This window comes from Paracidovorax citrulli, assembly GCF_900100305.1.
Lineage (GTDB): Bacteria > Pseudomonadota > Gammaproteobacteria > Burkholderiales > Burkholderiaceae_C > Paracidovorax > Paracidovorax citrulli.
The window spans coordinates 1-13,426 of sequence record NZ_FNEY01000028.1; the positions used below are offsets into that span (position 1 = coordinate 1).

The 13,426-nt window shown below is 69.9% G+C and carries 8 protein-coding genes; 3 read left to right on the forward strand and 5 right to left on the reverse strand.

Annotated features, from left to right (window positions below):
- The first annotated feature begins 387 nt into the window (after positions 1–387).
- The 3 genes from BLR99_RS17125 (at position 388) to BLR99_RS17135 (ending at position 3,821) form a co-directional block, all read left to right on the forward strand.
- Positions 388–1,215, forward strand: coding sequence for a proteasome-type protease (locus BLR99_RS17125; RefSeq protein WP_011795169.1), 828 nt, complete (start codon positions 388–390; stop codon positions 1,213–1,215).
- A 29-nt stretch (positions 1,216–1,244) separates the two neighbouring features.
- The gene (locus BLR99_RS17130) at positions 1,245–2,072 is read left to right on the forward strand and encodes an alpha/beta fold hydrolase (RefSeq protein WP_011795168.1); all 828 of its coding nucleotides are present in this window, start codon (positions 1,245–1,247) and stop codon (positions 2,070–2,072) included.
- Between the two features lie 276 nt (positions 2,073–2,348).
- Positions 2,349–3,821, forward strand: coding sequence for an FAD-binding oxidoreductase (locus tag BLR99_RS17135; protein ID WP_011795167.1), 1,473 nt, complete (start codon positions 2,349–2,351; stop codon positions 3,819–3,821).
- A 32-nt stretch (positions 3,822–3,853) separates the two neighbouring features.
- Here the strand turns inward: BLR99_RS17135 and BLR99_RS17140 are convergent, their stop codons facing one another.
- The 5 genes from BLR99_RS17140 to BLR99_RS17160 form a co-directional block, all read right to left on the reverse strand.
- Entirely contained in the window at positions 3,854–5,182 is a 1,329-nt protein-coding gene (locus BLR99_RS17140) for a diguanylate cyclase domain-containing protein (RefSeq protein WP_011795166.1), read from the reverse strand.
- Between the two features lie 233 nt (positions 5,183–5,415).
- Positions 5,416–6,240, reverse strand: a complete 825-nt coding sequence (locus tag BLR99_RS17145; protein WP_011795165.1) for an undecaprenyl-diphosphate phosphatase — start codon at positions 6,238–6,240, stop codon at positions 5,416–5,418.
- Between the two features lie 39 nt (positions 6,241–6,279).
- Positions 6,280–7,815 (reverse strand): efflux transporter outer membrane subunit, encoded by a 1,536-nt coding sequence (locus BLR99_RS17150; protein ID WP_011795164.1) that lies wholly within the window; start codon positions 7,813–7,815, stop codon positions 6,280–6,282.
- Positions 7,812–11,024, reverse strand: a complete 3,213-nt coding sequence (locus BLR99_RS17155) for an efflux RND transporter permease subunit (RefSeq protein WP_011795163.1) — start codon at positions 11,022–11,024, stop codon at positions 7,812–7,814. The genes BLR99_RS17150 and BLR99_RS17155 overlap by 4 nt, the downstream gene beginning before the upstream one ends.
- On the reverse strand, positions 11,021–13,426 hold a 2,406-nt coding region (locus BLR99_RS17160; protein ID WP_083369989.1), incomplete at its 5' end, for an efflux RND transporter permease subunit. The genes BLR99_RS17160 and BLR99_RS17155, both read right to left, overlap by 4 nt.

Sequence of the window (13,426 nt, forward strand, 5' to 3'; positions counted from 1 at the left end):
GTCTTGCCGAGCAAGGCCTTGGGATCGATGTCGCGGCCTTCCGAGAGCAGGTCGATGTCGAAGGAGAAAAGCTGGCTCAGCTCCTCGCTGCCCCGCAACTGCCGGAATTGCAGCTGCTCTCCCAGGGGCGTCCGGATGGTGACGCGGCGTGTCATTGTGTATCGTGCAACTCCCCGGTTGCGGCAGAGTCAAGTTGTACAAACCAACGATGATAGGAGCAGCATCGCAGGCCGCGATAGCCCCGGCAGGTAGGCAATTTGTTTCCAAAAATGTCCATCGATCCGTCGGTTCACTGCACTGAACAAGTATGCCGGGCCACCGGACCGGTGCCCGGCCTTGCGCTCCCACTACACTCGCTCCTTTCGCTTTCTCCCCGACGGTTCCTTCATGACGTACTGCGTCGCCATCAAGCTCAATGCCGGACTGGTCTTCCTGTCCGATTCCCGCACCAATGCCGGCCTCGACCAGATCAGTTCCTTCCGCAAGATGATGATCTACGAGCGGCCCGGCGACCGCTTCATGGTGCTGCTGTCGGCCGGCAACCTGAGCATTTCGCAATCGGTGCGGGAGATGCTGCAGACCGAGCAGCTCTTCGACCGCGACGACAACGAGCCCATCACCATCTGGAACGCCAAGAGCATGTTCGACGCCGCCCGCGTGCTCGGCTCTGCCGTGCGGCACGTGCACGAACGCGACGGCGCCGCGCTGAAGCGCTCGGGGGTGGATTTCAACGTGTCGCTGGTGTTCGGCGGGCAGATCCAGGGCGAGGGCATGCGGCTCTTCCAGGTGTATTCGGCCGGCAATTTCATCGAGGCCACGCCCGAGACGCCCTACTTCCAGGTGGGCGAGTCCAAGTACGGCAAGCCGGTGCTCGACCGCGTGCTCACGCCCGACACGCCGCTGGACGAGGCCGCCAAGTGCGCGCTGGTGTCCATGGACAGCACGCTCAAGTCCAATCTCTCGGTGGGACTGCCGCTGGACCTCGTGGTGTACGAGGCCGGGCGCCTTTCCACCGACAGGATCGTCTGCATCGACGAGCAGAACCCGTATTTCCGCATGCTGCGCAGCAGCTGGGGCGAACGCCTGCGCCAGGTGTTCGACAGCATCGAGGACCCGGCCTGGAACGGCGGGGCGACCGACGTGCCGATCCTGGCGGAGCCCGCGCGCAGCCAGCCGCTGAAGAAGATCGGCACGCCGAGCGACAAGCTCATCTGACCCTGCCCCGCCGCGCCGGCCGCCCCGCGATGACGACGCCCCTTCCGCTGGTCTTCTCCCACGCCAACAGCTTTCCGGCAGGCACGTACCGCGTGCTCTTCGCCCAGTTGCGCGAACGCGGCTTCGACGTGCATGCGGTGGACCGCTTCGGGCACGATCCGCGCTATCCGGTCACCAGCAACTGGCCCGCGCTGGTGCAGCAGCTCGCGGATTTCGCGCGCGAGCGGGCGGACCGCGCGGGCGGGCCGGTGTTCCTGGTGGGGCATTCGCTGGGCGGCTTCCTCAGCGTGATGGCGGCGGCGCGGCATCCGGAACTCGCGCGCGGCGTGGTGATGGTGGATTCGCCCCTCATCGGCGGCTGGCGTGCCGGGGCGCTGGGCATGGCCAAGCGCACGCAGGTGGTGGGCGCGGTCTCGCCGGGCAAGATCAGTCGCGCGCGCCGGCACCGCTGGGACAGCGCGGAAGAAGCGCTGGAGCACTTCCGCCGCAAGAAGGCCTTCGCGCATTGGGACGAGGCGGTGCTGCGCGACTACGTGGACCACGGCCTGCGCCCGCATGGGGACGGCGGCGTGGCGCTGCATTTCGAGCGCGAGGTGGAGACCGCCATCTACAACACCCTGCCCCACAACCTGGGACGGCTGCTGGCCACGCACCCGCTGCGCTGCCCCGCCGCGTTCATCGGCGGACTGGGTTCCGATGAACTGCGGCAGGTGGGCATGGACCTCACCCGCCGCGTGACGCAGGGCCGCATCACCATGCTGGAGGGAAGCCATCTCTTCCCGATGGAGCAGCCCCGCGCGACGGCGGCGGCCATCGAGGCCGCGGTGCTCAACCTGGTCGCCGTGCCGGTGGCCTGATCGGGCCATCTCCAGCTTCCTGCCAAAGGCTCCGCCCCCGACAGGCGGACACCGCCTCCGGAATTGGAAGGCGGCAAAAATCCACGCGCAAGGCAGCCGCGATCCCCTACACTGCGGCGCAAGCCGGTTACATATAGACACAGCATGCCGCGGCATCCCGCGCCAGGAACGCGGGCAGGCGGCGCTCCGTTTTCCGCGGGTCGCCCGCAGCCCTGGCTCCTGCAGACCCGCGCCACGTCCGAGCCTGCCACCTGATCCAAACGAGGGAATCCCACGATGGCCCAACGAAAGAGTCCTGCCCGCCTTGCCAAAGACCGGCGCGTCGCGCATCTGCGCGGCCTCGCCGCCGCCAACGCATCGGCCGGCACCCCGTGGCCGTGGGACGCGCTGATCGCGCTCGAGGATGGGCTGGTCGGGCGGGCCGTGCTGCCCGACAGTCCGGACTACACCCAGGCCCGGCAGGAATCGAACCCTGCGTTCCAGGCCTATCCGCTGCTCATCATCTATTGCGAGTGCGAAGACGACGTGATGTCGAGCCTGGCCTTCGCCAGGACCTGGAAAGCCTGGGTCGCGGTCCGCTGCGGAGGCCACAGCACGGCCGGCTACTCCGTCAACCAGATGGGCGTGGTGATCGACCTGAGCGATCTCGGCGGCGTGACGATCGACCCGGGCGCCGGACGGGTGCACGTGCTGCCGGGCACGGATTTCGACCATTTCAACGGCGCCATGGGCGCGACGGGCTGGCACGTGCCGACGGGCGCCTGCGGCAATGTCTGCGTGGGAGGCTTCGTGCAGGGCGGGGGCTACGGCTACACGTCGCGCGCGTACGGCATCCAGAGCGACCTGGTGGAATCGATGCGCGTGGCCCTGGCCGACGGCCGGATCGTGACGGCCAGCGCGACGGAGAACGCCGAACTGTACTGGGCCATGCGCGGCGGCACGGGCGGCAACTTCGGGGTGCTGCTGCAGGTCACCTACCGCATGGTGCGTCTGCCGCACGTCTGGGCCTGGGCCATTTCCTGGGAAGCCGCCGACGCCGCCGACGTGCTGGTGCTGCTGCAGCAGAAGTTCATGCGCACCGGCGCGCCGGACGAACTGGGCTACATGATGAACCTGGGTTTCCGCGACGGACAGCCGGTGTTCATGATCCAGGGCATGTACTGCGGTTCGCGCGCCGACGGCATGGCGGCCATCGACGCATTGCTGAAGTTTCCGACGGCCAGGCTGCTGGTGGACCGCAGCGGCAGCTATCCCGCCATGAACCGGTACCTGGACGACCACCCCTACGACCTGCCCCAGGGCCTGACGGAAGGCACCTGCGAAAGCAAGGCCTGCGGCTACCTGGACAGGCAGCTGACCAAGGCGCAATGGCAGGCGGTGATCGACTACTTCGCCACGTCGCCCAACACGTATTCGATGGCCTACCTGGAGCCCTATGGCGGGGCGATCGCGCGCTACCCGGTGGAGAGCAGCGCTTTCATCCACCGCCAAGTGGACGCGGATTTCGTGATGGACGTGTTCTGGACCCGGCCGGAAGACCGCGCGACGGTGCAAAACTGGCTGGCGGGATTCCAGGCCCTGGTGCGCCCGCTGCTGACCGGCAAGGTGTACCAGAACTATCCGGACGGCTCGCTGCAGAACTACGTGGATGCCTACTGGAACCAGGATGTGTACGCGCGGCTCCAGGGCGTCAAGCGGGCCTACGATCCGGACAACTTCTTCCACTTCGCGCAGAGCGTGAAGCCGTAGGCGCGGACGCGGGGCGGGCGTCCCCCCGCCCTTCAGCCCTGGCCCGCGTAGCGCATGCAGCCGCGGCCGGTACGCTTGGCGGCGTACATGGCCTGGTCGGCCTGGGTCATGAGCAATTCGATGTCGCCCTCCAGCGGGGGGTGCATGGCCACACCGATGCTCGCGCCCACGCGCACGGCATGACCGTCCACTTCCATGGGTTCGGCCAGCGCGGAGATGATGCGCGCCCCGATGTGGCCGACCAGATCCGCCTCCACCCCGGTGTCGAGCATCACGAGGAACTCGTCGCCGCCCAGACGCGCCACGGTGTCGCTGCCGCGCACGGCATGCGCCAGCCGGCGCGCCACGCAGCGCAGCACCTCGTCGCCCACCTTGTGGCCGTGCCCATCGTTGATTTTCTTGAAGCCGTCCAGGTCGATGAACAGCAGCGCCACCGCGCCTCCTCGCGAGCGCACCCGGGCGAGGGAATGCTCGAAGCGGCTCTGGAAGGCCGATCGGTTCTGCAGGCCGGTGAGCGAGTCGTGGTTGGCGAGGTAATGCTGCTGGCGCGCGATCTCGATCTTCGCGGAAATGTCCTGCACGAGCGACATGATCGACGTGACGCGGCCGCCTTCGTCGGTCAGCGCGGAGCTGAACCACTCGCAATGCACTTCCGATCCATCGGCCCGGCGCAGGCAGGACTCCACCCGGTTGCGCGTGGTGCGGCCCGAACGCAGGTCCGAGAAGGCCTGCGACAGGTGCTGCTCCATGGCCGAGGTGCCGGGCAGCTCGTGCAGGCGGCGGCATTCGACCTGGACGAGATCCTGCCAGCCCATGAGTTCGATGGCGCGGCGCGAGCAACGCAGCACGCGCAATTGGTCGTCCATTTCCAGCACGGCGAGCGGACTGTTGTCCATGTGCGAGGACAGGCGCTGGTTGGCGGCGCGCAGCGCGTTCATGGCCACCTGGAGTTCGTCCACGTCCAGTGCGGCCGTGACGAAGCCGGCGATGCCGCCGCCCGCGTCCCGCCAGGGCGATACGCAGATGGTGCGCCAGGATTCGCGCCCCTCCGGATCGAGTACCAGCCGCTGGTAGCTCACCCGCTCTCCGGCCAGCACACGCTGCACGTAAGGCATGAAGCGCGAATAGTTGTATTCGCCATAGAGCTCGATCAGGCTCTTGCCGACGATGGCCTCGGGCGCGGCCCGGAACCAGCGCGCGTATTCGTCGTTCACGTAAACGACGCGCAGCGCGCGGCTGACCACGGCCACCGTGGCGCCCACGTTGCGCGTGAGTATCTGCAACATGTCGGAATCCGGCAGCCCGGGGGGCGTCCCGACGGCGGACAGCGTGCCATCCAACGGCAATTCGTTCGGCGTCATAGCCAACTCGTCCCTCGTACCCCGGGGGGCGCCGGCTGCCCGCTGGCGCGGCGCGGCCGGCAGGCCCGGCAACAGCCTGCTTCATCCCCTTGCGGCGATGGTGCGCGGTACAGGGGCCCTCAACTCAAATGTGGCGGCAGCTTATCACTTTCTTTTTTTCATAGCATCATTTGCTATGCAGTGATATGAACCATCCCACCATCTGGGATCGCCAGCCACGCTGGCGCACGGGGTCATTCTCCCCAGTGCACCCAGCCGGTCCAGGCCGTGGCGAGCACCACGATACCGAAAGCGATGCGGTAATAGGCGAACGGCACGAAACTGTGGGTACTGATGTAGCGCAGCAGCCAGCGCACGCACAGCCAGGCGCTCACGAACGAGAACAGCAGGCCCACCGCGAACAGCGGCAGGTCGGCCATCGACAGCAGGTGCCGCTCCTTGTAGAGGCTGTACACGCCCGCGCCGATCAGCGTGGGGATCGCCAGGAAGAACGAGAAATCGGTGGCGGCCTTGCGCGAGAGGCCCAGCAGCATCCCGCCGATGATGGTGGCGCCGCTGCGGCTCGTGCCCGGCACCATGGCCAGGCACTGCACGAGCCCGACCTTCAGCGCGTCCAGGGGCGTCATGTCGTCCACGGAGTCCACGCGCACGGCGCCGGGCGCCCGCCGTTCGGCCCAGAGGATGACGAAGCCGCCCAGGATGAAGGTGGATGCCACGACCACCGGCGTGAAGAGGTGCGCCTTGATCGCCTTGCCGAAGATCAGCGCCAGCACCACGGCCGGCAGGAAGCCGATGAGCACGTTCAGCGCGAAGCGCCGGGCCCGGGGCTGGGTGGGCAACGCCACCAGGGTCTCGCGGATCTTCTGCCAATACACCAGAACGACCGCGAAGATCGCGCCGGTCTGGATGGCGATGTCGAATACCTTGGCCTTGTCGTCGTCGAAGCCGAGCAGCGCGCCCGCGAGGATCAGGTGGCCGGTGGAGGAGACGGGGAGGAACTCGGTCAGGCCCTCGACCACGCCCATGACGGCGGCCTTGGCCAGCAAGATGAAATCCACGGAAATCCTTTTTCGTTGGGAGGGGAAAGCAGCCGCGGATTATCGGGGCTCGGCAGCACCCTGCCCGGCCGTGGCCGCGGCGGCGCCGTCCATCCAGGGGGCCTGCCAGCCGCCGCCCAGCGCCTGGACGAGCGATGCCACCGCGAGCTGGCGGTTCACCTGCAGCTGCAGCAGCGCGCGCCGCGCGGACAGCGCCGCCACCTGGGCGGTGACCACGTCGGTGTAGCCCACCTGGCCGGCACGGTAGCGGTTGAGCATCTGCTCCTCCGCGCGCTGGGCGGCCGAGACGGCCTCCTGCCGCAGGGGCTCCTGCGCCTGCAGGGTGCGCACCGCCGTGAGCTGGTCTTCCACCGCCTGGAAGGCGCCCAGCACCGTCTGGCGGTAGTTGGCCACGCGCGCGTCGCGGGCCGCGCGCGCCTGCTCCACGCGCGCGGCGATGGCGCCGCCGTCGAACACCGTCTGGGCGGCCGACAGGCCCAGCGACCACAGCGCGCCCGAGGCGCTGAACAGGTCGCCCAGGCCGGTGCCGCTGCGCCCCAGGGAGGCCGTGAGGCTGAAGCTGGGGTAGTAGGCGGAACGCTGCACGCCGATCTGCGCGTTGGCGGCGGCCACGGCGCGCTCGGCCGCGGCGATGTCCGGGCGGCGCTCCAGCAGGGTCGAGGGCAGCCCCGCGGGCACCTCGGGAACGCGTGCCACCCAGGTGCCGGCAGGCAGGCTGAACGCCGCCGGCGGCTGGCCCGCCAGCACCGCGATGGCGTGCTCGTAGCCGGCGCGGTTGCGCTGCGCGGTGGCGAGATCGGCGCGGGCGTTGGCCAGCTGGGTGCGCGCCTGCAGTACGTCCGATTGCGCGGCCACGCCGGCGTCGTAGCGGTTCCGGGCGATGCGCAGTGCGCGCTCGTAGGCCTGCACCGTGTCGCGCAGCAGCCCGGCCTCGGCGTCGGCCTCGCGCAGCTGGAAATAGGCGGCCACGAGCGAGCCCACGGCGGAGAGCCGCGCCGCGGCCAGGTCCGCCTCGCTGGCCTGGGCGTTGGCCCGGGCGCTGTCCACGGCGCTGCCCAGGCGCCCCCACACGTCCGGCGCCCAGCTCGCGCCCAGCGCCGCCTGGGCCGTGGTGCCGCGGCGCGCGGAGCCCTCGCCGCCCGCACGGGTCTCGCCGCCCGCACGGGTTTCGCCGGCCGACAGGCTCACGCCCGGCAGCAGGCCCGCGCGCTGCTCGCGCACCAGCGCCTGGGCCTGGGCATAGGCAGCCACGGCGGCGGCGATGTTCTGGTTCGATACCTGCACCCGGGCGGCGAGGCGGTTCAATTCCTCGTCGCCGAACAGCGTCCACCAGTCGCCGCGGTCGGCGGCGTCGGCGGGCGCGGCCGGCTGCCAGAGCGCGCCCGCTTCCTTGAAGGCGGTGGGCATGGGGGTGGCGAGCGCCGGGGGCTGGTAGGCAGGCGCCACCGAGCAGGCGGCCAGCCAGGCCGGCAGCAGCGCCGCGGCGCAGGCGCGCAGCATGCGCGGGGCGGACGGCGCGCGGGCCGCAGGGCGGGCGGCCGGGGCGGGCCGGGGGGCGGACGGATCGAAGGTCATGGGTGTCGCGCAGGCACGGCCGGTGCCGTGTCGGCGGCGCGGCTGAGGTGTCGTTCATTGCCGGAGGGGCGGCGGAGCCGGTCGAGCAGCACATAGACCACGGGCGTGGTCAGCAGGGTGAGCAGCTGGCTGGCGATCAGCCCGCCGATGATGGCCACGCCCAGGGGCTGGCGCAGTTCGGAACCCTGCCCGAAGCCGACGGCCAGCGGCAGGGCGCCCAGGGCGGCGGCCAGGGTGGTCATCAGGATGGGGCGCAAGCGCAGCATGCAGGCCTCGCGCACCGCCTGCGTGGCCGACAGGCCCCGCGCGCGCTCGGCCTCCAGCGCGAAGTCGATGATGAGGATGGCGTTCTTCTTCACGATGCCGATCAGCAGGAACACGCCGATGAGCGCGATGATGGTGAACTGCATGTTGAACAGCAGCAGCGCCAGCACCGCGCCCACGCCGGCCGAGGGCAGCGTGGTGAGCACGGTGATGGGATGGATCAGGCTCTCGTAGAGCACGCCCAGCACGATGTAGATCACCACGATGGCCGCCAGGATCAGGAAGAACTGCTGCCCCTGGGTCTGCTGGAAGCTGCGCGCCGTGCCCTCGAAGCTGCCGCGCACGTTGGTGGGCATGGCGATGTCGGCCTCGGCCTGCTCGACGATCTGCCGCGCCTGGCTGAGCGAGGTGTTGCCCTCCAGGTTGAAGGAGATGGTGGTGGCCAGTTCGCCGTCCTGGTGGCTGATGGAGGTGGGCGACGAGCGCTCCGCCACCTTCGCGATGGCCGAGAGCGGCACCATGCTTTCCTGGGTGTTGGCCAGCACCTGCCCGGTGGACGCGCCGCGCTGGCCGGGGTTGGCCGGGGAGCCGGTGGCGCCCGACGGATTGGCGGGCACGAAAACGTCCTTGAGCGCCGGCGGGCCGCGCGTGTAGCCGGGGGCCCACTCCATGATGACCGAATACTGGTTCAGCTCGCTGTAGATGGTGGCCACGGACCGCTGGCCGAAGGCGTTGTAGAGCGCCGCGTCGATGGCCGCCGCGCTCACGCCCAGGCGCGCGGCGCTGTCGCGGTCCACTTCCACATAGGTTTCGGAGCCCTTGTCGGCCTGGTCGGTGTCCACGTCGGTGAGCAGCGACTCCTGCTTCAGGCGCTCGGCCAGCCTGGTCGCCCAGACGCGCATGTCGGCGAGGTTGTCGCTCTTGAGCGTGTACTGGTAGGTGGAGTTGCTCGAGCGCCCGCCCATGCGCAGGTCCTGCACGGGCGACAGGAAGATCTGCAGGCCGGTGAGCGCGGCGAGCTGCGGCCGCAGCCGGCCGACCACGGCCATGCTGGGTTCGCTGCGCTCGGACACGGGCTTGAGGTTCACGAACATGAAGCCGCCGCCCGCGCGCCCTCCCCCGGAGAACCCCACCACGGTGTCCACCGCCGGGTCCTTGCGGATGATGTCCACGGCCTGCCGCAGCTTGCCCGCCAGCGCGCCGGACGAAATGCTCTGGTCCGCGCGCAGGCCGGCCACGAGCTGGCCGTTGTCCTGCTGCGGGAAAAAGCCCTTGGGGATGTGGCTGAACAGGTACACGTTGAGGCCGATCACCGCCAGCAGGATCGCCATGACCAGCGCCTTGCTGGCCAGCGCCCAGTCCAGCGCATGCCCGTAGCCGCGCAGCACGGCATCCTGAGCGGCCAGGGTCCAGCGCGCGAAGCGGCCCCGCGGCCGCGGCAGCGCACCCGCGCGGCCATCCGCGTCCTCCGAACGCAGCAGCCAGGCGCACATCATCGGCGTGGTGGTGAGCGAGATCACCAGCGAGATCGCCACCGCGACCGAGAGGGTGACCGCGAATTCGCGGAACAGCCGGCCCACCTGCCCGTCCATGAAAAGCAGCGGGATGAACACTGCCACGAGCGACAGGCTGATGGAGAGCACGGTGAAGCCCACCTCGCGCGCGCCCTGCAGGGCGGCCGCCATGCGGTCCATGCCGGCCTCGATGTGGCGGCTGGTGTTCTCCAGCACCACGATGGCGTCGTCCACCACGAAGCCGGTGGCCACCGTGAGGGCCATCAGGCTGAGGTTGTTCAGGCTGAAGCCCAGCAGGTACATGATGCCGAAGGTGCCCAGCAGCGAGACCACGGTGGCCACGGCCGGGATCACCGTCGCGCGGGCCTTGCGCAGGAACAGGCCCACCACCAGCACCACCAGCGCGATGGAGACCATCAGGGTGATCTCGATCTCGCGCAGCGAGGCTCGGATGGAGTTGGTGCTGTCCGAGGCCACGGCGATGCGGATGTCCTGCGGCAGCTGCGCCTGCAGCGAGGGGATGAGCGCTCGCACGCCGTCCACCGTCCGGATGATGTTGGCGCCCGGCTGGCGCGTGATGAGCACGACGATGGCCGGCTCGCCGTTGAAAAGGCCCAGCGTGCGGGTGTTCTCCACGCCGTCGATCACCTGCGCCACGTCGCCCAGGCGCACCGGTGCGCCGTCGCGCCAGGCGATGACGAGGTCCGCGTAGTCGGCGGCGCGCCGCGACGGGGACGGGGTGTAGATCTGCATGCGGCGGCCGTCGCTCTCGATGGCGCCCTTGGGCCGGTTGGCGTTTGCCGCCTGGATGGCGGCGCGCACGTCCTCCGAGCCGATGCCGTAGCGGTTCAGCGCGAACGGCAGCAGCTCCACGCGCACGGCGGGCAGCGAGCCGCCGCCGATCTCCACGTCGCCCACGCCCTCCACCTGCGAGATGCGCTGGCTGACCACGTTGGAGACGGCATCGTAGATCTCGCCCGGCGTGCGCGACCTGGAGGTGAGCGCGAGGATGATGACCGGCGAATCCGCCGGGTTGATCTTGCGGTAGGTGGGATTGCTACGCAGCGTGGCGGGCAGGTCCGCCCGCGAGGCATTGATGGCCGCCTGCACCTCGCGCGCGGCGCTGTCGATCTTGCGGTTCAGGTCGAACTGCAGACTGATGCGCGCCGAACCGCTCGAACTGGAGGACGTCATCTCGTTCACGCCCGCGATCACGCCCAGGCGCCGCTCCAGCGGCGTCGCCACGCTGGTGGCCATGGTCTCGGGGCTGGCGCCGGGCAGGCTGGCCGAGACGGAAATCGCCGGATAGTCCACCTGCGGCAGCGGCGCCACCGGCAGCAGGAAGAATGCCGCGATGCCCGCCAGCGCCATGCCGATGGTCAGCAGCACCGTGGCCACGGGCCGCTCGACGAAGGGTCGCGAGAGGTTCACGGGCGGCCCTCCCCGGCCGGCGCGGCCGGCGGCGCCAGTGCGGTGGGCACCTCGGGCGCCGCGGCTGTGCCCCGGCCCGTCCAGCGGCGCCCCAGCCGGTCGAAGGCGAGGTAGATCACCGGCGTGGTGAAGAGCGTGAGCAACTGGCTCAGTACCAGGCCGCCGAAGATCGCCAGGCCCAGCGGGCGGCGCAGCTCGGCGCCCTCGCCCCAGCCCAGCATCAGCGGCAGCGCGGCGAAGAGCGCGGCCAGCGTGGTCATCAGGATGGGCCGGAAGCGCAGCAGCGCGGCCTGGTGGATGGCCACGCGCGGCGGCAGCCCCTGGCCGCGCTCGGCGTCGATGGCGAAGTCGATCATCATGATCGCGTTCTTCTTGACGATGCCGATCAGCAGGATGATGCCGATGATGCCGATCACCCCGAGGTCATTGCCGGTGAGCATCAGCGCCAGCAGCGCGCCCACTCCGGCCGATGGCAGGGTCGAGAGGATGGTGAGCGGATGCACGTAGCTCTCGTAGAGCACGCCCAGCACGATGTAGACGCAGACCATCGCGGCGAGGATCAGCCAGAGCTGGCTGGCGAGCGACTTCTCGTAGGCGCCGGCCGCGCCCTGGAACTGCAGCGACAGGCCCGCGGGCATGCCGATCTCCTGCGCCGCGGCGCGGATCGCATCGACCGCCTCGCCCAGGGAGACGCCGTCGGCCTTGTCGAAGCCCAGCGTGGCGGCCGGGTACTGCGCCACGCGCGTGATCTGCAGCGGCGCGGGCTGCTCGCGCACGGTGGCGACCGCCGACAGCGGCGTGGGTGCCCCGCTGCCCGTGCGCAACGGCAGCGTGCCCAGCGCCTCGGGGCTCGACAGGCCCTCCTGCTGCGCCTCCAGGATGACGCGGTACTGGTTGGTCTCGGTGAAGATGGTGGAAACGATGCGCTGGCCGAAGGCACTGTAGAGGGTATCGTCCACCGCGCTGGCGGTGACCGAGAGGCGCGCGGCCGTGGCCCGGTCGATGTCCACGAAGGCCGAGAGACCCTGCGCACCCGCGTCGGTGGTGGCGTTGCGCACCTGCGGCACCGTGCGCAGCCGCTCCACCAGCCTGTTCGTCCAGGCGTTCACTTCGGTGGAATCGACGCCGCCGATGGTGGCGCGGTATTCGGTGGGGCCGGTTTCCGCGTCGATGGTCAGATCCTGCGTGGGCTGCAGGTACAGCGTGACGCCCGCCACGGCGTCCGCCCGCTCGCGCAGCCGCTGCATCACGGCCTCCTGGCGGTCGCGGCCCTCCCGGAGGTTGATGAGCAGGCGCCCGGTGTTCAGCATCGCGTTGTTGGCGCCGTCCACGCCCACGAACGAACTGATCGAGGCCACGTCGGGGTCCTGCAGGAGGGCGCGCACGGCTTCCTGCTGCAATCCGCTCATGCGCTCGAACGAGACATCCTGCGCCGCCACCAGGCGGCCCTGCAGCTGGCCCGTGTCCTGCGTGGGAAACAGCCCCTTGGGAATGAAGACATACAGCACCACGGTGAGCGCGAGCGTCAGCAGGGCCACGGCGAGCGTGGCGCCCTCGCGGCGCAGGACCCACTGCAGCCAGACGTCGTAGCGCGCGATCACGCGGTCGAAGCCGCGCTGGATGGCACCGCCCAGCCCGCGCGGCGGTGTGTCGGGCAGCGCCCGCAGCCAGCGCGCGGACATCATCGGCACCAGGGTGAGCGAGACCACCGCCGAGATCAGGATGGTGAGCGCCAGCGTCACCGCGAACTCGCGGAACAGGCGCCCCACCACGTCGCTCATGAACAGCAGCGGGATCAGCACCGCGATCAGCGACACGGTGAGCGAGATGATGGTGAAGCCGATCTGCGTGGCGCCCTTGAGCGCGGCCTGGAACGGGGGCTCGCCCTCCTCGATGTAGCGGGCGATGTTCTCGATCATCACGATGGCGTCGTCCACCACGAAGCCGGTGGCGATGGTGAGCGCCATCAGGCTGAGGTTGTTCAGGCTGTAGCCCAGCAGGTACATCACGCCGCAGGTGCCGATGAGCGAGATCGGCACGGCCAGGCTGGCGATCACCGTGGCACGCAGGCTGTGCAGGAAGAAGAAGATCACCAGCACCACCATCAGCACGGCGAGCACCAGCTCCATCTCGACGTGGTGGACGGATGCCCGGATGCCCGTGGTGCGGTCCGAGAGCACCTGCACGTCCAGGCCCGCGGGCAGCCCGGCCTGCAGCTCGGGCAGCTGGCGCCGGATGCTGTCCACCGTGGAGATCACGTTGGCGCCCGGCTGGCGCTGCACGTTCAGGATGATGGCTGGCGTCAATGTGGCCCCCACGCTCCCGGCTTCGCCTGGTTCGCTGCCCCCCGGGGGGGCGCTCGCCGCCTTGGGGCGGCCCGGCGGCGGCTCGGCGGCCCCCAC

Coding starts and splice junctions, on each gene's coding strand:
- BLR99_RS17125 (WP_011795169.1), top strand. CDS start 388: ATGACGTACTGCGTCGCCATCAAGCTCAATGCCGGACTGGTCTTCCTG.
- BLR99_RS17130 (WP_011795168.1), top strand. CDS start 1,245: ATGACGACGCCCCTTCCGCTGGTCTTCTCCCACGCCAACAGCTTTCCG.
- BLR99_RS17135 (WP_011795167.1), top strand. CDS start 2,349: ATGGCCCAACGAAAGAGTCCTGCCCGCCTTGCCAAAGACCGGCGCGTC.
- BLR99_RS17140 (WP_011795166.1), bottom strand. CDS start 5,182: ATGACGCCGAACGAATTGCCGTTGGATGGCACGCTGTCCGCCGTCGGG.
- BLR99_RS17150 (WP_011795164.1), bottom strand. CDS start 7,815: ATGACCTTCGATCCGTCCGCCCCCCGGCCCGCCCCGGCCGCCCGCCCT.